Genomic DNA, 20,569 nt, shown 5'->3' on the forward strand with positions numbered 1-20,569 from the left:
ACCAATAAGTTGAAGCCAGCCGCCCAATGTGTGGCTGGCTTTTGGATGAATATGAACAAAATCAAAGATATATCTTCTAAATTACCCTATGCCGGTACTACCATTTTTACGGTAATGTCCAAGCTTGCCACCGACGAAGAAGCCCTGAACCTTTCCCAAGGCTTTCCCAGTTTTGACTGTTCACCCCTGCTCACGGAACGGGTTAACCATTATATGAAAAAAGGTTTCAACCAGTATGCGCCGATGAGCGGTATTCCTCCCCTAAGGGAAAGCCTAGCCGAAAAAACCGAAAAAGTCTACGGCATCAGCTATGATCCGGAAACTGAGGTGACCATTACCTCAGGAGCCACGGAAGCTATTTTTTGTGCGGTAACCGCAGTGGTTCATCCCGGAGACGAAGTGATCATCTTCGAACCCGCGTATGACAGTTATGTGCCAGCCATTGACCTCAACGGCGGCACACCGGTATATATAACCCTTGCGGCACCTGATTTTAAAATAAACTGGGAAGAGGTCAAAACCGCCATTTCTTCCAAAACCAAAGCCATCATCGTCAATACACCGCATAATCCGGTCGGAAATATTTTTACCCGCGAGGATTTGGATGCATTGGCCGCGCTGATAAGAGATAAGGAAATTTTTGTCATCAGTGACGAGGTTTACGAGCACATCGTTTTTGATGGGGAAATACACCATTCCATGATGACCCATCCGGTATTGCGGGAGAGGTCTTTTGTATGCGGCTCTTTTGGAAAAACCTATCACACCACGGGGTGGAAAATAGGTTACTGCCTGGCTCCAAAGGTTCTATCCGAAGAATTCAGGAGGATCCATCAGTACATTACCTTCAGTACCGTGACCCCCATGCAGTACGCGTTGGCGGATTTTCTCAAGATCCCCTCTCATTATGAAGAACTGAGCCGTTTCTATCAGGATAAACGCGACAAATTCAACCAAGCGATACAGGCCTCCAGGTTCAAATTCACACCATCCAAAGGCAGTTTTTTCCAGATTGTATCCTATAAGGAAATCACAGACGAATACGATTATGACCTGGCAGTCCGTCTGACAAAAGAAATCAAGGTGGCTTCCATCCCGGTATCCGTATTTTACAACGACAAAATTGACGATAAGCTGCTGAGGTTCTGTTTTGCCAAAGACGATGAGATTTTGGAGCGTGCCGGAGAGATCCTTTGCAGGCTCTGAGGATTTCCAGAAGGGTTTGTGAACTTTGAAATTAAAAAGGCAAAAAAACTATGAAGAGCTATTTGACCGTCCTGAGCATAGCCGGATCAGACAGTGGAGGAGGCGCCGGAATTCAGGCTGATCTGAAAACCATGTCAGCTCTCGGTTGCTTCGGAACCACGGCGATAACCGCAGTTACCGTTCAGAATACCTTGGGGGTGAAGGGCATACATGCTATCCCGGTGGACATCATCAGGGCGCAGATCGAGGCGGTAATGGACGACCTGAGGCCAAAAGCCATCAAAATCGGCATGGTAAACCGGCCGGAAGTGGCTGAAATGCTCGGTGAAACATTGGGGCGATGGGAAAACGTTCCCGTTGTATTTGATCCCGTGATGGTGGCCAGCAGCGGCGACAGGTTAATTGAAGAGAAGGCCGTCAGCATGCTCAGGAAACACCTCCTCCCCTTGGCCACCCTCATCACGCCCAACCTGGATGAAGCGGGAATTATCACAGAAAGAAGTATCCGTTCCTGTGGCGAAATGGTGGAGGCAGCGCAAAGAACCCTTGAATTAGGAGCAAAAAATGTCCTCATAAAGGGCGGGCACTTGGCAGGCGATGTACTCTATGATGTGTTGCTTTTGGCAAATGGAGAGCAGGAACAATTCAAAAGCCGGCGGATTGACACCAAGAACACGCACGGTACCGGCTGTACCTTATCCACCGCCATAGCCTGCGGACTCGCCAAGGGTTTTTCCATCAAAACGGCCGTTGACCGGGCCCGGGATTATCTCCAAAAAGCCCTTGAATACGGGAAAGACGTGAAGACAGGTGAAGGCCACGGCCCATTAAACCACTTCTTTCAACCCTCTAAACAAATCATTCAGTGAGTTGGCCGGAAAATATAGGGAAATACACTTCAATTGATATGAAAAATATGGCAGTTGTCTGTTATCCAGGAATCATTAAAAAGAAAAATTCAGGTAGCACAAACGGCTTGATAATTTTTCGTGGAACAAAGGAGGATGAAAAAATTTATTAATTTTAACGCTGTTTCCTTCACCCATTAAACTAAAAAACCATATGCTTAAATTAGGATTTGTCAGTGCCATTTTAGCCGATAAAAGTTTTGAACAAGTGCTTGATTTCGCAGCGGAAGAAGGTTTCTCCTGCGTGGAAATCATGTGCTGGCCAATGGGAAAAGCCGAAAGAAGGTACGCGGGCGTCACCCATATTGATGTGGGTGATCTGGACAGGAAAAGCATTGACAGCATACAAGCCTATCAAAAGAAAAAAAACGTATTCGTGTCCGGCTTGGGTTACTACCCCAACCCCATGGATCCGGATGACAAAAAATCGGAAGCGGCCCTTGCGCATGTAAAAAAGGTGATCGATGGGGCCGCCCAACTGGGAATTCCTGTGGTCAACACTTTTATAGGCAGGAATCCATCGCTGAATATTGAAGACAATTTGAAGATGTTTGCTGAGCGCTTTCCCCCCATTATCCAACATGCGGCTGCAAAAGGAATCAATATTGGTATCGAAAACTGCCCGATGTTTTTTACCGACGATGAATGGCCAGGGGGAAAAAACCTGGCAATATCCCCGGCTGTCTGGGAAAAAATGTTCAGTATTATTCCCGATGCCAATTTCGGGCTGAACTATGACCCCTCTCATTTGGTTTGGATGCAGATGGATCCGGTGCAGCCGTTATATGAGTTCAAGGACAGGCTTCACCATATCCATCTAAAAGATGTAAAGGTTTATCCGGAAAAACTGAACCGGGTGGGCATTCTCGCCAACCCACTCGAATACCATTCGCCGAAAATACCTGGGCTTGGAGATGTGCCATGGGGCAGGTTTTTTGCTGCTCTGACGGATGTGGGTTATCGGGGACCATGTTGCATAGAGGTGGAAGACAAGGCATATGAGCGATCCGAAGAAGATATTAAAATGGCTATTTTAACAGCCAGAAACTTTCTGAGACAATATATTCCCTCATAAATGACTAGAGGGACAGAAGATTGGCATCAGCCTTTTCTATCTTTTCTTCCGTCCACTCTTCCTCCTCTTCTTCAAGTTCCGCTTCATCATTTTCCTGCCTTACGCCCGGGCAAAGTTGAAGATGGATATAAATGGGAAAATGATCAGACTCTATAGATGGCAGTCTTTTGATAGACCTGAGTAAAAATTCCTGAGAATGGAAAATATGATCCAAAGGCCACCGGAACAACGGATACCCCGCGTGAAAGGTATTAAAAAAACCCCTTCCTTTTCTGGGATCCAGCAGACCGCTTATTTTCTGAAACAGTCTTGTGGTCCGGGACCAGGCCACATCATTGAGGTCCCCGAAAACCAACACCGGTAACTTCTCTTCCGCTACATTCTTTCCCACGATCAATAGTTCCGCGTCCCGGGCGGTGGATGTGTCACTTTCGGTGGGACTTGGAGGCTCCGGATGCAGACAATGGATGCTTATCCTCTCGGCAGACGGCAGGATTACCTCCGAATGGATGGAAGGAATATCCTTTTCTACAATATAAAGTACTTTGGTATTTTCAAGTTTGTATTTTGAATACAGGTGCATCCCATAAAGATTATCCAACGGAATTTTAACCTGATAGGGATACAGCTCTTCCAAAACCGCCAACCGGTCTTCCCACCATTGATCCGTTTCAAGTGTGAGAAGAAGGTGCGGTTGGTAGGTGTTCACCAAGGCGATGAGTTTTTCTGTGTGCCGGTTGGGGGTACATACATTGCTGACTAAAAGGGAAATGGCATTTGCTGAATCTTCACCAAGGTAGGGTTTCACTTCTTTTTTGGCCAACAAGGTATAGGGGTAGATCTTCCTGATTTGATAAATAAAGCTGAAAAGCACCAACGCCAACAGCAATATATTCCAATAATTGGGTTCAAGTGACGTGAAAGGAAACAGCAGTAAGGTAAGAAGAATAAAAATGATGATCTGTATTCTCGGAAAATCAAATACCCTGACCCACCAGTCATCCCACCTGATCATGGAAGCGATCATGGCCAAAACAGCCATGCCGGTCATCATACAAAAAACAACATTCAAAATCTGATCCATTAAACACGAATTTTAGTATGTAAATATACATGCCGAAAAAATATCATCATCATATACCGGGAGAATTTTCGGACCATGATCAACCGGGCTTTTTCTATGTTCATTAAAGACACGATGCCACATTCCAGACAGCAAAACCCATAGAATGATAGGGGTGTAATGATATATTGATTAATTTTATGAAGTCTCCAAAAAACCTGTAGCGAAATATGTCATTTTTGAAGGAATTTTTTCATCAAGAATTCAAAGCCAATGGGCTGGACATGGAAAACGGGGCCTTCCTCCAGGCTCTTGAGTTAGCGCTTTACACGTCGAAGTCTATTTTTTTAACCGGCAAGGCCGGAACTGGTAAAACCACCTTTTTACATACGTTAAGAAAATTGAATGTGAAGAAAAACATGGCTGTTATAGCTCCCACGGGGGTAGCTGCCATAAATGCAAAAGGCCGAACCATACATTCTTTTTTCAAAATTGACCCCCGACAGCTGTTTTTACCTGAAGACCCACGGCTGCAAGCTCAGGCCAAGGGGAAAAAGGAGTCCATTTATACCACCTTTCGGTATACAAAATCCAAACTGGATATCTTTAGAAACCTGGACTTATTGGTCATAGACGAAATATCCATGGTCCGTGTCGAGTTGCTCGACGTGGTGGACAGAATATTACGTATCTTCAGAAAAAAGATGCATATCCCTTTCGGCGGTGTACAATTGGTGCTGATTGGAGATCCTTTCCAACTCCCGCCCATAGTGAGGGAACAGGAATGGAACCTGCTTTCTCCTTATTACAAAAACAGGTTTTTTTTCAGTTCCAGGGCCTTTAAAGAATTAAACCCCTTTCATATAGAGCTTCAAAAAATCTACCGGCAAAAAGACGCTGCGTTCAAAGAATTGCTCAACAGAATCAGGGAGAGCAAGCATTCTGAAAGCGATCTAGGGTTCTTGAACCAGACTTCCGCGGAATATGATTTTGGGCTGCTTGACAAGGGCTTTATCCTGTTGGGCACTCATAATCATACCATTGCCAACATCAACCAAAGGAAGTTAGAGCTGTTAGAAGGTCGGCCCAGGACTTATAAAGCCCGGATTGAAGATGATTTTCCTGTATCCATGGCACCGTTGGACCCTATAGACCTCACCTTAAAAGCAGGAGCACAGGTCATCTTTATGCGCAACAGCGTGGAAGAGGGTTATTACAATGGGATGATTGGAAAAGTAATTCAAATGGAAGAAAACCAAATCAGGGTACGAAGTAATGAAGGCGATGTTTATGAAGTGAAAAGGGATATCTGGGAAAATATAGAATATGAATATAACGAAAAAGAGGAACAGGTGGAATCCAAGGTGATCGGTAAATTCATCCAGTTTCCCCTTAAACTGGCATGGGCCATCACTGTTCACAAGAGCCAGGGCCTGACCTTCGATAAATGTATACTGGATATAGGGCGGTCCTTCGAGGCCGGTCAGGTATATGTGGCACTCAGCAGATGCACTACTTTATCAGGAGTAATCCTAAAATCACCCATTCAAATGCACAGTGTAAAAGTAAGCAATGATAGTCTCGAATTCAGCCGCCAGAAGACGGTTCTCTCGGAGGTTGAGGAAGAGTTGCGTCTACAGCGCGCCTTCTCTTCGCTTCCCCACGCCTTTCATGCATACAGAAAAGGCGACTTAACCCTGGCGCAAAAGATTTTTGAGGAAGTCCAGCAGGTTCATGACATCACGGGCTATGCCAAATGGAAGCAGTTTTTGAGCATGAAAAATCAGCTGGACAAACGGGCCAAACAAGGCAAAATAATATCCGGAAATCCATGGTGATCATGTTGAAAGCGAAAAACCTGTTGTTTTTTGATCGAATTACTTTAAAAAATTTTTTATTTAATTTTTAATAGTATATTTTTGTATTTCGAACTATATATTCTGCATTTTGATAATGTTGGGATATTTTAAGTCCTAGGAGTAAGGCGGGTGCCTTATCCGTAGTGAATCCGGTTCGAATAGTGGGGGCCAAAAGTATCTTAACAAGATAAGCAATTATTATTTTGTGGGTACGTTTTTATTTGCTGTCAGAAAGTTGTTTAATCACCCAACTCCTTGAACTGATAGGAGGGAAACCGGATCATTTAGTGCTAAAGCCGCTTTACTGTTACGTGCAACGAGGCGGCTTTATTTTTTCATAAGAACTTACCATTTATAAGTTTGGGTTGTATCTTTGTGGGTTATGACCGCTACTACTGTAAATCCTACGGATATTGAAACCCTTGATCCAAGGGAATACATCATTATCAAGAACGCCCGTGTAAACAATCTTAGGGACCTCAGCGTCGCGATCCCCAGGAACAAGTTTGTGGTAGTAACCGGCCTTTCAGGTTCCGGAAAATCCTCATTGGCGTTTGATACGCTGTTTGCAGAGGGGCAGAGAATGTATGTGGAGAGTTTAAGTTCCTATGCCAGGCAGTTTTTGGGAAGAATGGAAAAGCCTGAAGTGGAGTACATAAAAGGGGTATCACCCGCTATCGCCATCCAACAAAAGGTCACCACCAAAAATCCCCGGTCCACAGTGGGTACCACCACAGAGATTTACGATTATCTTAAGCTGCTTTTTAGCAGGATCGGCAGAACATATTCTCCCATAAGCGGGGAAGAAGTCAGGCATCATACGGTAACGGATGTGGTGGATTTCATTCACCATTTTCCGGACGGCGAAAAAATCATGATAAGCTGTCCATTACATTTTCCGTCAGGAAGATCCAAAGAGAAAGAGCTGGAAATCCTTCTTCAAAAGGGATTTACCAGGATATTAATAGACGGGAGCGCGTATTTTGTGGAGGAACTGCTGGAAGAAAAATCGTACCCTGAAGGCCATTATGAAATACTCATAGACAGGGTCTCGGTAAGGAAGGGTGATGAAGACAACCAGTTCAGAATCTCTGACAGTGTGCAGACGGCTTTTTATGAAGGCCATGGAGAATGCGTCATTGTGATACCCGATAAAGAAAGAAAGACTTTCAGTGATAGGTTTGAACTGGATGGGATCAGTTTTGAGCTGCCGTCTGTCAATTTATTCAGTTTCAACAATCCCTATGGTGCTTGTCGTACCTGCGAAGGATTCGGTTCTGTTTTAGGGATAGATGAGGACCTTGTCATTCCTGACAAAACGCTTTCGGTATATGAAGGCGCCATCGCACCCTGGCGGGGCGAAACCACCAAAAAATGGCTACAGCCCTTACTTAAGCATGGGATTGAGTTTGATTTTCCCATCCACCGTGCTTATGAAGACCTGGATCCCGAACACAAGGCGTTGCTATGGAATGGTAACCGGTATTTCAAAGGGCTGGATGCTTTTTTTGAGTTTGTGGAAAGCAAGCTGCATAAAATTCAATACAGGGTGATGCTTTCAAGATTCCGGGGAAGGACCACCTGTCCGGATTGTAAAGGTACCAGAATCCGGAAAGACGCTTCCTATGTTAAAATCGGCGGGAAATCCATCACTGAAATCGTATTGATGCCTATAGAAAGCGCATTGACATTTTTTAAGGCCCTTTCCCTGCCGGAGGGGGAACAAAAGATTGCCAGCCGGCTGCTGAAGGAGATACACAACAGGCTGGAATATATGGAAGAGGTGGGCCTTGGATACCTGACGCTGAACCGGCTTACTTCCTCCCTATCAGGCGGTGAATACCAACGGATCAAACTGGCCACTTCACTCGGCAGCGCACTTGTGGGTTCCATGTACATTCTTGACGAACCCAGCATCGGATTGCATCCGAGGGATACAGAACGGCTGATCAAAGTGCTAAAATCGCTGAGGGATTTAGGCAACACAGTGATTGTGGTGGAGCATGAAGAAAAAATTATCCGTGCCGCCGATGAGATCATTGACATCGGTCCTGACGCAGGCATCCATGGCGGTCATTTGGTTTTTCAGGGAGATTTGCCGGCTTTGCTCAGCAACGGGAACACCCATACCGCACGTTACCTGAAGGGGGAGGAAAAAATCAGTTTGAAAACTGCCAATCGAAAATGGAAAGATTCCCTGTTGATAAGAGGCGCAAAAGAAAATAACCTTAAAAATATCAATGTAAAGATCCCTTTGCAGGTGCTTACGGTAGTCACCGGGGTGAGTGGTTCAGGAAAATCCACGCTCATCAAGCGGATACTTTACCCTGCCCTGGGCAAGATGATGGGGACCATCACCGAAGAGACCGGCAAATTTGCGAAACTGGAAGGAGATGTTAAACAAATCCAAAGAGTAGAGTTTGTAGACCAAAATCCTATAGGGAAATCTTCACGCTCCAACCCGGTCACTTATGTAAAGGCCTATGATGCCATCCGGACCCTTTTCTCTGAGCTGCCCTTATCCAAACAAAGAGGTTATAAACCCGCTTTTTTTAGTTTCAACGTGGATGGGGGACGTTGCGAGGCATGCCAGGGTGAGGGTACGCAAAAAATTGAAATGCAGTTCATGGCGGACATTTATCTGACCTGTGAATCCTGCAAAGGCAAGCGTTTCAAAAATGAAATCCTTGATGTGAAGTACAAAGACAAGGACATCTCCGAAGTACTTGATATGACCATTGATGAGGCAATGGTATTTTTTACGGAAAAAAACGCCATCATCCATAAACTGCAGCCACTGCAGGAAGTGGGCTTGGGATACGTGGGGCTGGGCCAGTCTTCCAACACCCTGAGTGGTGGGGAAGCCCAAAGGGTCAAACTGGCGTCATTTCTGGGAAAAAACGATACCAAATCCAAAGAAAACATCCTTTTCATATTCGATGAACCCACTACCGGCCTTCATTTTCATGACATCAAAAAGCTTCTTCATTCTATCAATGCATTGATTGAACAGGGGCATTCGGTAATCATCATCGAACACAATACCGAAGTGATCAGGACAGCCGACTGGGTAATTGACCTTGGACCTGAGGGAGGGGAAAAAGGCGGTTATGTGACCTTTGAAGGAACTCCGGAAGCATTGATGGAAGAAAAGCACAATTATACGGGCCAATACCTTAAAGAACTGGCATAAGCCGTTTCCAAACCCGCAACAAGTTCAGGGATCCATTGGGGAGCCATAACGACTGTTTCCCAGCAGATATTGCCGCAATCGCAAAAGTATTTTCAATTCTTAAAAAATTGCGGTAATTTCCCCCGTCGGTCAGAAATCTGTTTTTCGGCCCGGCTTAAGGTTGGTTTTTCAACCTTAGAACATAAATTAACTAAGCCTAACTTGATCTAATGTCATTTGATTTCAAAAAAAACGCTTTTATTGGCGTTATGGCCAGCTTGTTGCTCATTGGCACATCCTATCAAACGAGCACTCCTTTCCAGCCTTATAAGCAGGAAATCCCGGGAACACCTCTTTCTTTTGAAATGGTACCCATACCGGGAGGCACCTTTAAAATGGGAAGTCATAAAAAGGTTAAATCGGCAAAGGATGATGAACAACCCGCCCATGAAGTGAAAATTGACCCATTTTGGATGGCTTCCCATGAAGTTACCTGGGATCTTTTTGAGCTCTTTTTGGATAAAGGTTTCGAAGCGTCGAGTAGTGAAGGGCCCCTTTCCTCTGAAATAGACGGGCTTACAAGGCCCTCCATTCCCTATTTGGACATGACATTTGGGATGGGAAAGGAAAAGAAGCCTGCCATAGCCATGACCCAGTACGGCGCCATTCAGTTTTGCCGGTGGCTCTACCTGAAAACAGGCGTTTTTTACAGATTGCCTACAGAGGCAGAATGGGAATACGCGGCCCGGGCGGGATCCGAGGACATTTATTTTTTCGGAAATGATCCGGCTTTGTTGGATGAATACGCCTGGTACGCAGCCAACAGTGGCGGCACTACCCAGACCGTAGGGCAAAAGAAACCCAATCCCTGGGGTCTATACGATATTCTCGGGAATGTCAACGAATGGACAATGGATCACTACAAAGTGGATACTTATAAATCCAGACAAGGAAATCCGGTTTCAAATCCCGTCAGCCTTTCAGAGGAGCTTTATCCCAAAGTGATCAGGGGAGGAAGCTACAAGAGCCATGCGGAAGACCTGAGACCTGCCAGAAGATTTGGAAGCAGCCCTGACTGGAAAAGAATAGACCCACAGATACCCAAAAGCCAGTGGTGGTTTCCTGAGGCTCCTTTCCTGGGGATGCGCGTAATCAGGCCGCAAAATCCACCCTCTCTGGAAGAAATCGAAAAATACTATGGAACATTGCCCATGGAAGACTATTAATAATCTAACTCAAAATAAAATGGAATTTAAAAAAAGTAATCAAAGAAGGGACTTTATAAAAACTTCCGCATTGCTTACAGGCGGTGCGTTATTAAGTCCATTCAGCCTTCCCGGAGCTTACGCAGCAGGAGATGATGCCATTAAAATCGCCGTCGTTGGCTGTGGGGGAAGGGGTACCGGGGCCGTTTTCCAGGCTTTCGAAACCGGACACAATATCAAATTGGTGGCCATGGCTGATGCTTTCAGAGACAGGCTGGACCAAAGCTATGACCGTATTTTCAAGCGCTACGGAGAAGAAAAGGTGAATGTCCCGGAAGAAAAGAAGTTCACGGGATTTGAGGGATACAAACAAGCCATCAAAGAGGCCGATGTGGTAATCCTGGCAGCACCTCCGGGCTTCAGGCCTGACCATTTTGAAGAAGCCGTAAAACAGGAGAAGCAGATCTTCATGGAAAAGCCTGTGGCCACCGACGCGGTGGGGATCAGAAGGGTCCTGGCTGCGGCGGAAGAAGCCAAGGCGAAAAAACTGAACGTGGTCGTCGGACTCCAGCGTCATTATCAGGACAGTTACATAGAATCGGTGAAAAGAATACATGATGGAAAAATCGGCGATATTATAGGGGGACAGGTGTTCTGGAATGACGGCGGCGTATGGGTACGGGAGAGACAGCCTGACCAAACGGAAATGGAATACCAGATGAGAAACTGGTATTATTTCAACTGGCTTTGTGGAGACCACATTGTAGAACAGCATGTTCACAACCTTGACGTGGCCAACTGGGTGAAAAACGGATATCCTGTAAAGGCAGAAGGTACGGGGGGAAGGACAGTGAGGAGAGGCAAAGACCACGGAGAAATCTTCGACCACCATGTGGTTTTGTTTACTTATGAAGATGGCACTGTCATCCATAGCGAATGCCGGCACTTCCCCGGTGCACATAACCGGGTGGATGAAAGTTTTCAAGGTACTAAGGGAAAAGCCTACATGAACGCAGGCAATACCGGGAGGCTTACCAATTATAAAGGCAAAAGTCTCTATGAACATGACGGCGAAAACAACCGAAACCCTTATCAAAAGGAACATGACGAATTGTTCGCAGCCATTGTTAAAGGCGAGTACAAATTCGCGGATGCAGAAAATGCTGCCAAAAGCACAATGACTTCCATATTGGGAAGATTTGCCACTTATTCCGGAAAAGTGGTGAGCTGGGACGAAGCCATCAATTCTGAGATCAACCTGATGCCGGACCGTCTGGCTTGGGATGCCATGCCAAAAAATGTACCCAATGAAGACGGCTATTACGCTTACGCCGTACCAGGACAAAGCAAGGTAGTATAAGCATAGAAACATGAAAAGAAGAAAATTTTTGAAAAACGCATCTTTGGGTTCCGCTGTTGCCGGCCTCACCGGTCTGCACCACCTGGAAGCCACCCCGATTAAACCCGAAATAGCGGAACAACCTTTTAACCTTGATTATGCTCCCCATTTTGGGATGTTCAAAAACCATGCAGGGGATGATTTGTTGGACCAGATCACTTTCATGCATGAAATGGGTTTCAGAAGTCTCGAAGATAACGGCATGATGGGCAGAACTCCGGAAATGCAGGAAAAAATAGGAAACCATCTCAGCAAACTTGGAATGGCCATGGGGGTATTTGTCCTGGATAAAGGAGGCAACAGCGCCAACACCCTGGCTGCGGGGAAAGACGAGTTTGTCGAAATCTTTCTGGATGGATGTAAACGTGCCGTAGAGGTAGCCAAAAGGGTGAATGCCAAGTGGACCACCGTGGTACCGGGAGACTTTCAAAGAAACCTCCCCATGGACATACAAACCGCCCATGTGATTGAAGCCTTAAGAAAAGGTGCGGAGATATTGGAACCACATGGGCTGACCATGGTACTGGAGCCCTTGAGTGACACGCCCAACCTGTACCTGCGGACTTCTTCACAGACCTACATGATTTGCAAGGCGGTAAACAGCCCAAGCTGCAAAATCCTATATGATATCTATCACATGCAGAAAAACGAAGGGCACCTGATTACTTTTATGGATATGTGTTGGGATGAAATCGCCTACATTCAAATCGGCGATAATCCGGGGAGAAAGGAACCTGGCACCGGTGAAATCAACTACCAAAATGTCTTCAAACATATCTATGATAAGGGTTATAGAGATATTTTGGGTATGGAGCACGGCAACGCCCATCCAGGCAAGGAAGGGGAGAAGGCGTTATTGGAAGCTTACCGCAAAGCGGACAGCTTTATGTGATCAAAACACAAAGAACCTATTTGATAAAAAGTTGAACCTTTGCGGTTCAACTTTTTACTTTATATACCCTTTTCTCTTTAAAATGGTCTCGACAAACTTGATCTCGTTTTCCGAATTAAAAATTCTGAAGGGGAGATGGATAAACTGGGCTTTTGACATGATCAGGGTCACCGCATCATTTTTGATCTGGGCTTTTTTGATCATGTCCCATTTGATGGGCATCCCCTGCTTGCTGCTTACCTTCATCAGCACCTGTCTGCTGTCAATTTCATAAGCGAGCCTCTCAAACATCACTTTGTTCTGCTCCATCTGCGTCACACCGGCGAACTGGATAACCCAAAACAGCCAATATAAACCATATGCCAAAATGGCCATGCTGATCCACCACCAGGAGGGAATGAAAAAATAACCCGAAGCAATGGCCAAAGCAATCAGCATTACCCACCACTGTTCTTTGAAAATGTTCTTTAATCCTTGTTTGATATAAGTACCTGTTTCGAGCTTGTATTTTTTGGTTTTAACAATCATTGCCGTTTTTAAATTTTCAAAACGCAAATATCCTATGATAAATATTATATAGCAAGTTTATTGGGTTTTTGAAATGTAAAATTCACTTTTTTTCAACAATGAGCCTAAAGCGGAACGTAAGTTGTTGACTTCTTAATTATTATGTCGTAACTTAATCATGCAAACCTTGAGAGCCATGAGTAGCTTAGTAATAGATCTGATTTTGTGCGGGATCGCTTATGTGGTGTTGATCTACTTTGTGGCTACCCTGACCAAAGCAAAGATCAATAAAAACCGCAACAACAATGATGATGATGGTGACGGGGGAGTAGAAGACCTTACACCTCCAAAAATTGATCTGCCTCCTGGCATCATATGGCCGAATGATGACAAAGAAAAAGACAAAAAACCGGCACCGCCTCTTGAAGTTTAACTGCAGTTTTTGCAGATACCCTGCACCAGCAAATTCATCTCCTTACTGATATAGCCTTTGGGCAAAATAACTTTTGGAAGGGAAACTTCCTCAATACAGTTCGTCTTTCCGCATACTTCACATTTAAAATGTACATGTTCATGGTCATGATGCGGCTCATGGGTGTCATGGGTACACAAGGCATACTTTGCTGTTCCGCTATCATCCAACACCTTATGGATCAAGTCGCTTTCAAGAAAGGTTTTCAGTGTCCTGTAAATAGTCACCCTGTCAAAATTCTCCCTCAATTCTTCCTCCAAATCCGCATGGGAAAGCGCCACTTTTTTTCCTAAAAACGTATTGAGAACATCTCTCCTGCAACTGGTTACCCTGAGGTTGTTTTCTTTTAATATTTCCGCAGTTTTTACAGACATCCCTTTTAGCTTCTCCTTTTTAAATTCCAACACCAAATTACGAAATTTTCGGCATATTCTCTTTAACGCCCGGGAAATCGCTTTTGGGATAGATCCCCCCGAGGGTTTAAACAGGCCTGACTTTGACATATGAGATTTTCCCGCTTTTGGGATTGTCAAATGCGATTTCCCTATGTAAACCGCTTTCGGCTGGAAATAATTCCGTCAAGGTGATGGGCCGCTATCAAATCCCCGCGTTTACCTCATTCTTCTCCATCCCTTGAAGACCAATATGGCACCGCCTATGGCTACAATAGTAGCAATGGCTGCCGCCGTGACCATGCTGTAAATCCAGAATCCGGCCGCAAACAATGCCGCATATACCATAATGGAAGCGATGAGCACCAACCCGATCTCCATAGGCAATTGTCCGGTTTCCTCCCGCTCCTCAGGATACTTGGCCAAAAGTCTTTTCCAGCCAATAGAAGCGGGCCGCACTTTTCTATAGAAAGCCAGCAGCACTTTGTCATCCTCCGGCTTGGTGAGCAGGGTGACGGCCACCCAGGTCACCGTGGTGATCCCCACGCCTATCAGCAGTTTTAAATAGGCCATATCATCCGGGATCGGGAGAATACCGATCCTATTGTGGATGGATTCAAAGTAAACCGCTACCACAAAAGAGATGATCATCGCCGAAATTTCCGTATAAGAGTTGATCCTCCACCAAAACCACCTCAGAATGAAGATCAGGCCGGTTCCGGCGCCAATCTGTAGCAGGATGTTAAAAGCTTCGAGGGCATTTGACAATAAAGTGGCCAACAGAGCCGCCAGTACCATTAGGCCCACCGTGGAAAGTCTTCCCACCAATACCAATTCCTTATCGGAAGCCTCCGGTTTGATAAACCTGGCGTAAAAATCATTCACCACATAAGACGAGCCCCAGTTGAGATGGGTGGAGAGTGTGGACATCACCGCCGCGATCAAAGACGCCATCACAATTCCTATCAGGCCGGTGGGTAAAAAGGTGAGCATGGCGGAATAGGCAAGGTCATTGCCCAGTTTACCGACTTCAATATTGGGAAATGCCTCCTGCATATCGCTGATCTGGGGAAAAATAATCAGCGATGAAAGGGCAATGATGATCCATGGCCATGGCCGCAAGGCGTAATGGGCTACATTAAACAGCAACGTGGCGCCAATGGCATTTTTCTCGTTTTTGGCAGAAAGCATCCTTTGGGCAATATACCCACCGCCACCAGGCTCTGCACCGGGATACCAGGTGGCCCACCATTGTATGGCCAAGGGCATGATAAACAATGGGATCACCAGGTTCCAGTCGGTAAAGTCGGGAATCAGGTTGAGTTTGCCCGATACATTGGGATGGGCCAAAAGATTTTCCATACTTCCGATTTCCGGCAAATTCAACACATATATAGCGGCCGCGAACGCGCCGCCTATTGCAATGAAAAACTGGAAAAAATCAGTAAGCAAAACCCCTTTCAATCCTCCCAAAGAACTGTAGATAACCGTTACTACGGATACTACCAATAGGGTTTCCCACGAACTCAGCCCCAGCATCACCCCGAAAATCTTGATGGCCGCCAATGAGACAGTGGCCATGATGACGATATTGAAAAACACCCCCAGGTAGAGCGCCCTGAAAGCCCTCAAAAAAGCAGCTGGCTTACCCCCGTACCTCAGTTCATAAAACTCCAAATCAGTGGTAACCTCTGACCTCCTCCATAATTTGGCATATACAAACACAGTTAACATCCCTGTCAACAAAAATGCCCACCAGACCCAGTTGCCGGAGACGCCATTTGACCTTACGATGTCCGTGACCAAATTAGGCGTATCGGCTGAAAAAGTAGTGGCCACCATGCTGATACCTAAAAGCCACCAGGGCATGTTCCTACCGGAAAGGAAAAACTCCTTTGCGTTTTTCCCCGCCTTTTTTGAAGTAAGCACCCCTATAAGCATTGAAATTAAAAAGAAGGCAATAATGATCGCCCAATCTATATAAGATATGTTCATAATACAGTGATAATTTTTAAAACAGTAGTAGTGTTATTCAAAACAACCCTATGTCACCATGAAAATGGTTTGGCTAATTTTTTTCTAAATAAAGAAAACTTTTCTAATTATTTTAATTAATTTGATTTAAATTTTAGCTCCCGAGAGCCTCCGGCAAAAAGACATACCCACAGGGATAGTAAATATAAACGCTTTCCTCTATATATATTCAAAACAATCGTAATTTTACCATTGCGTTTTATAAAAGTTTGCCCAAAACTTGAAAAGTGTTTTAAGTTTTTGCAGTAAATGTTCAAAGTAACATGGAAGAAAATTGGCTCAGCTCCATCATTGGGAATTACCCCATAAAAGCGGATAAACTGGAAATCAGGCGGTTTGGCTCAGGACATATCCACAAGACCTACCTGATAAATACCGGCAAAGAAAGATATATCCTGCAGGAATTCAACGATGCGGTTTTCCGGTATCCGGAGAGGATTTCCGCTAACCAGCAGGTGATTCTAGCTGACCTGGATAAGGACCAACTGCCCTTTGCCCTGCCTTTGCCTATAAAAAACAAAGAGAATTCGTTTTTTACCAAAAGCCAAAGCGGCCTGTTTCGTCTGTTCCCTTTTATCGAGGGAACCACCCGGGATGCGATTTCCCTAAAGTCACAAGCCAAAACCGCCGCGGAGGCTTTCGCTTATTTTATTAGGGGATTTGTCCACACAGACGCCGGGCTTTTGCAGGACAGTATTCCGGATTTTCACAATCTCGACCTGAGGTTTCGCCAGTTCGAAGAAAGCTTAAAAAACCCGCAACCAACCATAGATGGGGAGCTTGAGGAACTGATAGCATTTTACCTGGCCCAAAGGAATCTTGTGGATCAATATTTAGTCTATGTAGAGGCCCTTCCCACAAGGGTGACGCACAATGACACCAAAATCAATAACCTTATTTTCAGGGATGATCTTAGAAAAGTGAATGCCCTTATAGACCTGGACACCATTATGTCCGGATACGTTTTTTATGATTTTGGGGATTTGGTAAGGACTGTGGCTTGCACAGAAGACGAATCTTCACAAAATTGGGATAAGATCGCCGTAGACCCTGAAAAATACGAGGGGCTGCTGGAAGGGTTTTACCACACCTTGAATGGTGTGATCAAGGAGGAAGAGATGGATTCGCTTCCATTTGGAGGCGAAATGATGACCTGTATTATGGGCTTGCGTTTTCTCACGGATTATTTGAATGGAAACATATATTACCAAATATCCTATCCTGAACAGAACCTCCACAGATCCAAAAACCAGTCTTTCTTATTGAAGTCTCTCATTTCGTATCGGCCCCATATTCAAAAAATGCAAAGCCATTCTCATTAATTCCAACCAAAACAGGAGAAACCTATTGAATCATTGACAGGATTTTTTGACACAAGAATAGAATACCTCAAAGGCGTAGGGCCACAAAAAGCCGCCCTGCTGAACAAAGAGCTCCAAATATTCACTTTTGGCGAGCTTTTGCAGCATTATCCTTTTCGGTACGAGGACAGAACGAAGTTTTATAAAATCCGCGAGCTGCATGATGGTCTACAGCAAGTGCAGGTGATCGGCACAATCACCTCCGTCCAAACGGCAGGCGAGGGACGCAGCAAACGTTTGGTTGCCCAATTTTCGGATGATTCCGGCAGCATGGAACTCACTTGGTTCAAGGGAATCCAATGGGTGGCCAAAAAACTCATTAAAGGTATTCCTCTTGTGGCTTTTGGCAAGCCCCAGCTCTATGGAAGGAAATTCAGCATGGCCCATCCCGAATTGGAGCCGCTAACCACCAACCAGCAATCGAAGATCTACCTTCAGCCGGTATATCCCACGACTGAAAAACTTAGGGCCAGATTTTTGGACAGCAAAGGCATCTCAAAGATCATAGCCCTTTTGGTCAGAGAATCGCTGCCACATGTCCATGAGACCCTCCCACAGGCCTTGATACAACAATACCGGTTGATTTCCAAAAAAGAGGCACTTTCACAAATCCATTTTCCCAAAAATGCCGACGGGCTCAAAAAAGCCATCTTCAGGCTGAAATTCGAAGAGTTTTTTTATTTGCAACTGAGACTTTTGAAATTAAAGCTTACCCGCACGGAAAAATACCGGGGCAAAATATTGAACCAGGCGGCTCTGCTCACCCGGTTTTACAAAGAACACCTGCCATTTGACCTTACCGAAGCCCAAAAGAAAGTCATCAAAGAAGTTTATGCGGATCTTAAATCCGGCAAGCAGATGAACCGGCTCATCCAGGGAGACGTGGGCTCGGGAAAGACCATTGTGGCATTCATCTGTATATTGGTAGCCATCGGGTCCGGGACGCAGACTTGTCTCATGGCCCCTACCGAAATTTTGGCCACTCAGCACTACGAGGGCCTCAAGGAGTATGCTGACAAAATGGGGCTGACCAGCGCCTTGCTGACCGGATCAAGCAAAAAGAAGGAAAGGGATGCTATCCACCGTGCTCTTGTCAGCGGAGAACTGGATTTGCTGATCGGCACACACGCCCTATTGGAAAACGTCGTCCAATTCAAGCACCTGGGGCTGGCGATCATCGACGAGCAGCATCGTTTTGGGGTGGCGCAGCGGGCCAAACTGTGGGCCAAAAATACGGATTATTATCCCCATGTGCTGGTAATGACAGCTACTCCCATACCAAGAACATTGGCGATGACCCTTTATGGGGACCTGGACATCTCCGTCATCGATGAACTTCCGGCCGGAAGAAAAGCCATTCAAACCGTCCACAGATATGATAAAGACAGATTAAAGGTTTTCGGTTTTCTGAGAAAGGAAATTCTCACGGGAAGGCAGGTTTATATCGTCTACCCACTCATCGACGAATCCGAAAAACTTGATCTCAAAAGCCTGATGGATGGCTATGAAAGCATTTGCAGAGCGTTTCCCGAATTCCCTATCAGCATCCTCCATGGCAACATGAAAGCTGCTGACAAGGATTTTGAAATGAACCGTTTTGTTAAGGGTGAAACAAAAATCCTTGTGGCCACCACGGTCATTGAAGTAGGCGTGAACGTCCCTAACGCCACCGTGATGGTCATAGAAAACGCGGAAAGGTTCGGGCTTTCCCAGCTGCACCAGTTGCGGGGCCGGGTAGGTAGAGGGGCTGAGCAATCTTACTGTATTTTAATGACCAAATATGAACTCAGCAAGGACAGCAGGGTGAGGCTGGAAACCATGGTCAGGACCAACAACGGTTTCGACATTGCGGATGTGGATTTGAAATTGCGGGGCCCCGGGGACCTGGCCGGCACCCAGCAGTCAGGCATCACTGACCTGAAAATCGGGGACCTGGGTAAAGACGGCCAAATCCTCACACAGGCCAGGAATGCGGCGCGGCTGTTATTGGAATCGGATCCACACCTGAATCAGCCCGAAAACGCCGTGGTGTTGCAGCAGATCAATCGCCAAAACAAAAACACCCTGAATTGGAGCCGCATATCCTAATTCAGAAATTAAATTAAAAAAACAAAAAAGCAAATTTGGTCAGTCAAATATTTAAATTTGGTATGGTTTTTTAGTTAGCCTAAACCCATAAAACTACACCTGCCTATGTACCGCGTAATTTTATTCCTCCTATTACTCACCGCCATCACCAGTTCATGCGTTTCAAAAAAGAAATTTACCGAAGCCAATATAAGGATCAGCCAACTGACACGTTCCTTAGGAGAGACCGAGGAAGAACTGGACAGAACCAAAAGTGATTTGGAGCAGACCAAAAAACAGTTGGCCCAAACCCAAAATGAACTGGCCAGGGAGAAAGAATTGAACAACAATCTCAACAATCGCCTGGCCCAGGCGCTGTCCACTTCTTCATCCGTTCAGCAGCAGCTTTCTGAAAAGGAAAGAAGATTGTTGGAACAACAGGAACGGCTGGACATGTTACAAAACCTTCTGGATGAACAAAGGGCCGTCATGAACCGGCTGAAGGAAACAGTAGACCGGGCATTGATTCAATACCGATCGGATGAACTGCAGGTCTACGAACAGGATGGCAAACTCTATGTATCCTTACAGGATAAGCTGCTGTTTCCCTCCGGCAGTGCCACCGTAAACCGGGACGGCCGGGAAGCATTGGGGAAGCTGGCGGAGGTTTTGAACGTTAATGCGGATATTCAAATCATGGTGGAGGGACACACGGACAATGTACCGATAAGCGGCCGGTTTGAAGACAACTGGGCCCTCAGCACGGCCCGGGCCACTGCCATTGTGCGGATTCTCACGCAAAATTATAAGGTAGAACCTGAACGTGTCACTGCCTCCGGAAGGAGCTATTACGATCCAAAGGACAGCAATGACACCGCGGAAGGGCGTGCTAAAAACAGAAGAACGGAAATCATCCTCACCCCGAACCTGGATGAGCTATTTAAATTGCTGAGATAG

General features: G+C 45.6%; 16 protein-coding genes. 12 read left to right on the top strand and 4 right to left on the bottom strand.

Translation table 11 applies throughout. The features are described 5' to 3' along the window. Positions 1–51: 51 nt before the first annotated feature. The 3 genes from ACFPFU_RS02095 (at position 52) to ACFPFU_RS02105 (ending at position 3,189) form a co-directional block, all read left to right on the top strand. Entirely contained in the window at positions 52–1,206 is a 1,155-nt protein-coding gene (locus tag ACFPFU_RS02095; protein ID WP_377061016.1) for a methionine aminotransferase, read from the top strand. A gap of 50 nt (positions 1,207–1,256) precedes the next feature. Continuing rightward, a complete protein-coding gene (thiD, locus tag ACFPFU_RS02100) occupies positions 1,257–2,075 on the top strand; it encodes a bifunctional hydroxymethylpyrimidine kinase/phosphomethylpyrimidine kinase (RefSeq protein ID WP_377061018.1) in 819 nt (272 codons plus the stop codon). A 193-nt stretch (positions 2,076–2,268) separates the two neighbouring features. Further along, positions 2,269–3,189, top strand: a complete 921-nt coding sequence (locus ACFPFU_RS02105) for a sugar phosphate isomerase/epimerase family protein (protein WP_377061020.1) — start codon at positions 2,269–2,271, stop codon at positions 3,187–3,189. A 4-nt stretch (positions 3,190–3,193) separates the two neighbouring features. Here ACFPFU_RS02105 and ACFPFU_RS02110 read toward each other — a convergent pair whose 3' ends face one another. After that, positions 3,194–4,273: an endonuclease/exonuclease/phosphatase family protein gene (locus tag ACFPFU_RS02110; RefSeq protein WP_377061022.1), complete on the bottom strand. Its 1,080-nt coding sequence runs from the start codon at positions 4,271–4,273 to the stop codon at positions 3,194–3,196. 209 nt (positions 4,274–4,482) lie between these two features. Between ACFPFU_RS02110 and ACFPFU_RS02115 the strand changes: the two genes are divergently transcribed. From ACFPFU_RS02115 to ACFPFU_RS02135, 5 genes are all read left to right on the top strand, one after another. Then, positions 4,483–6,090 (top strand): ATP-dependent DNA helicase, encoded by a 1,608-nt coding sequence (locus tag ACFPFU_RS02115; protein ID WP_377061024.1) that lies wholly within the window; start codon positions 4,483–4,485, stop codon positions 6,088–6,090. Positions 6,091–6,493: 403 nt separating this feature from the next. Further along, positions 6,494–9,304 carry an excinuclease ABC subunit UvrA gene (gene uvrA, locus ACFPFU_RS02120; protein ID WP_377061026.1) on the top strand — a complete coding sequence of 937 codons (2,811 nt, stop codon included), beginning with the start codon at positions 6,494–6,496 and terminating at the stop codon, positions 9,302–9,304. 248 nt (positions 9,305–9,552) lie between these two features. Next, positions 9,553–10,509, top strand: coding sequence for a formylglycine-generating enzyme family protein (locus tag ACFPFU_RS02125; RefSeq protein ID WP_377061028.1), 957 nt, complete (start codon positions 9,553–9,555; stop codon positions 10,507–10,509). Positions 10,510–10,528: 19 nt separating this feature from the next. Then, a complete protein-coding gene (locus ACFPFU_RS02130) occupies positions 10,529–11,848 on the top strand; it encodes a Gfo/Idh/MocA family protein (protein WP_377061030.1) in 1,320 nt (439 codons plus the stop codon). 10 nt (positions 11,849–11,858) lie between these two features. Continuing rightward, complete coding sequence (locus ACFPFU_RS02135) at positions 11,859–12,779, top strand: hydroxypyruvate isomerase family protein (RefSeq protein ID WP_377061032.1); 921 nt, start codon at positions 11,859–11,861, stop codon at positions 12,777–12,779. A 54-nt stretch (positions 12,780–12,833) separates the two neighbouring features. Here ACFPFU_RS02135 and ACFPFU_RS02140 read toward each other — a convergent pair whose 3' ends face one another. Then, positions 12,834–13,307: a YcxB family protein gene (locus ACFPFU_RS02140; RefSeq protein WP_377061034.1), complete on the bottom strand. Its 474-nt coding sequence runs from the start codon at positions 13,305–13,307 to the stop codon at positions 12,834–12,836. Between the two features lie 175 nt (positions 13,308–13,482). Here ACFPFU_RS02140 and ACFPFU_RS02145 point away from each other — a divergent pair, with 175 nt between their 5' ends. Further along, positions 13,483–13,719, top strand: a complete 237-nt coding sequence (locus ACFPFU_RS02145; protein ID WP_377061036.1) for a hypothetical protein — start codon at positions 13,483–13,485, stop codon at positions 13,717–13,719. On the opposite strand, the gene ACFPFU_RS02150 is transcribed toward ACFPFU_RS02145, so the two are convergent. Both ACFPFU_RS02150 and ACFPFU_RS02155 read right to left on the bottom strand, forming a co-directional pair. Then, positions 13,716–14,132, bottom strand: a complete 417-nt coding sequence (locus tag ACFPFU_RS02150) for a Fur family transcriptional regulator (RefSeq protein WP_377061395.1) — start codon at positions 14,130–14,132, stop codon at positions 13,716–13,718. The genes ACFPFU_RS02145 and ACFPFU_RS02150 overlap by 4 nt on opposite strands. Positions 14,133–14,369: 237 nt before the next feature. Beyond that, entirely contained in the window at positions 14,370–16,145 is a 1,776-nt protein-coding gene (locus ACFPFU_RS02155) for a sodium:solute symporter family protein (protein ID WP_377061038.1), read from the bottom strand. Positions 16,146–16,447: 302 nt separating this feature from the next. Between ACFPFU_RS02155 and ACFPFU_RS02160 the strand changes: the two genes are divergently transcribed. From ACFPFU_RS02160 to ACFPFU_RS02170, 3 genes are all read left to right on the top strand, one after another. Beyond that, positions 16,448–17,506: a phosphotransferase enzyme family protein gene (locus tag ACFPFU_RS02160; RefSeq protein WP_377061040.1), complete on the top strand. Its 1,059-nt coding sequence runs from the start codon at positions 16,448–16,450 to the stop codon at positions 17,504–17,506. A 33-nt stretch (positions 17,507–17,539) separates the two neighbouring features. Next, the gene (recG, locus tag ACFPFU_RS02165) at positions 17,540–19,633 is read left to right on the top strand and encodes an ATP-dependent DNA helicase RecG (RefSeq protein ID WP_377061042.1); all 2,094 of its coding nucleotides are present in this window, start codon (positions 17,540–17,542) and stop codon (positions 19,631–19,633) included. Between the two features lie 105 nt (positions 19,634–19,738). Continuing rightward, positions 19,739–20,569, top strand: a complete 831-nt coding sequence (locus ACFPFU_RS02170) for an OmpA family protein (protein ID WP_377061044.1) — start codon at positions 19,739–19,741, stop codon at positions 20,567–20,569.

The sequence above is a fragment of the Negadavirga shengliensis genome (genome assembly GCF_042652345.1).
In the GTDB taxonomy this organism is placed as follows: domain Bacteria; phylum Bacteroidota; class Bacteroidia; order Cytophagales; family Cyclobacteriaceae; genus Negadavirga; species Negadavirga shengliensis.

What these genes read in the sequence shown, in the direction of transcription:
- ACFPFU_RS02095 (WP_377061016.1), top strand. Translation starts at nt 52, where the DNA reads ATGAACAAAATCAAAGATATATCTTCTAAATTACCCTATGCCGGTACT.
- uvrA (WP_377061026.1), top strand. Translation starts at nt 6,494, where the DNA reads ATGACCGCTACTACTGTAAATCCTACGGATATTGAAACCCTTGATCCA.
- ACFPFU_RS02135 (WP_377061032.1), top strand. Translation starts at nt 11,859, where the DNA reads ATGAAAAGAAGAAAATTTTTGAAAAACGCATCTTTGGGTTCCGCTGTT.
- ACFPFU_RS02155 (WP_377061038.1), bottom strand. Translation starts at nt 16,145, where the DNA reads ATGAACATATCTTATATAGATTGGGCGATCATTATTGCCTTCTTTTTA.
- thiD (WP_377061018.1), top strand. Translation starts at nt 1,257, where the DNA reads ATGAAGAGCTATTTGACCGTCCTGAGCATAGCCGGATCAGACAGTGGA.
- ACFPFU_RS02145 (WP_377061036.1), top strand. Translation starts at nt 13,483, where the DNA reads ATGAGTAGCTTAGTAATAGATCTGATTTTGTGCGGGATCGCTTATGTG.
- ACFPFU_RS02150 (WP_377061395.1), bottom strand. Translation starts at nt 14,132, where the DNA reads ATGTCTGTAAAAACTGCGGAAATATTAAAAGAAAACAACCTCAGGGTA.
- ACFPFU_RS02115 (WP_377061024.1), top strand. Translation starts at nt 4,483, where the DNA reads ATGTCATTTTTGAAGGAATTTTTTCATCAAGAATTCAAAGCCAATGGG.
- ACFPFU_RS02125 (WP_377061028.1), top strand. Translation starts at nt 9,553, where the DNA reads ATGGCCAGCTTGTTGCTCATTGGCACATCCTATCAAACGAGCACTCCT.
- ACFPFU_RS02105 (WP_377061020.1), top strand. Translation starts at nt 2,269, where the DNA reads ATGCTTAAATTAGGATTTGTCAGTGCCATTTTAGCCGATAAAAGTTTT.
- ACFPFU_RS02140 (WP_377061034.1), bottom strand. Translation starts at nt 13,307, where the DNA reads ATGATTGTTAAAACCAAAAAATACAAGCTCGAAACAGGTACTTATATC.
- ACFPFU_RS02160 (WP_377061040.1), top strand. Translation starts at nt 16,448, where the DNA reads ATGGAAGAAAATTGGCTCAGCTCCATCATTGGGAATTACCCCATAAAA.
- ACFPFU_RS02170 (WP_377061044.1), top strand. Translation starts at nt 19,739, where the DNA reads ATGTACCGCGTAATTTTATTCCTCCTATTACTCACCGCCATCACCAGT.
- ACFPFU_RS02110 (WP_377061022.1), bottom strand. Translation starts at nt 4,273, where the DNA reads ATGGATCAGATTTTGAATGTTGTTTTTTGTATGATGACCGGCATGGCT.
- ACFPFU_RS02130 (WP_377061030.1), top strand. Translation starts at nt 10,529, where the DNA reads ATGGAATTTAAAAAAAGTAATCAAAGAAGGGACTTTATAAAAACTTCC.